The sequence below is a fragment of the Kistimonas scapharcae genome (genome assembly GCF_039540975.1).
Lineage (GTDB): Bacteria > Pseudomonadota > Gammaproteobacteria > Pseudomonadales > Endozoicomonadaceae > Kistimonas > Kistimonas scapharcae.
The window spans coordinates 1-594 of sequence record NZ_BAABFL010000151.1 but is presented as its reverse complement, the minus strand read 5'-3'; the positions used below and the strand labels follow the sequence as shown (position 1 = coordinate 594).

Sequence of the window (594 nt, the reverse complement as noted above, 5' to 3'; positions counted from 1 at the left end):
TTATCCGGATGGTCCGTTGCAGGGCCTTTGTCCTTTGCCGGGGCTGGTGCTTGCCGGGTTTACCGGCAACACGGTTCGTCTGTCAGAGCCTCGGGTTCCTTACGCCTGGCCGTTGGACTATCAGTATCCGGTGCCGCAGGGGAACATTGTGGCTATCTCGCCAGTATCGGGGGGCTTGTTTGTAGCAACCGATGACAAGCCTTATTTGTTGCAGGGTTCGACACCGGCAGCAATGGTGATGGTGCCTATCGAAAGCAATCAGGCATGTGTCAGCCGTGATTCTATGGTCGATATGGGGGATTACTGTATCTACGCCAGCCCTGATGGTCTGGTAGTGGGGCAGGCCAATACTGCGACCCTCACTACTGAATCATTTGTAACAAAACACGAGTGGTCTGATTTCCAGCCCGAGACAATCAGGGCATGGCAGTATGAAGGGAAATACATCGCTCGTACCGATTCAGGCAAAGGTTTTGTTTACGACCTTCGTGGCGAGACTGCGACTTTAACGACACTCGACTTCGATCCCATAGCCGCCTACTTCGATTCCAGTTCCGACAGCCTTTATTTTGCTGATGCTGCCGGTGACGTTTA

Annotated in this window: 1 protein-coding gene; it reads left to right on the top strand. The window is 53.2% G+C overall.

From position 1 onward, the window contains the following. Positions 1 to 16 precede the first annotated feature (16 nt). Positions 17 to 594, top strand: a 578-nt coding sequence (locus ABD892_RS10115) for a hypothetical protein (protein WP_345195501.1), incomplete at its 3' end; no start/stop codon positions are given.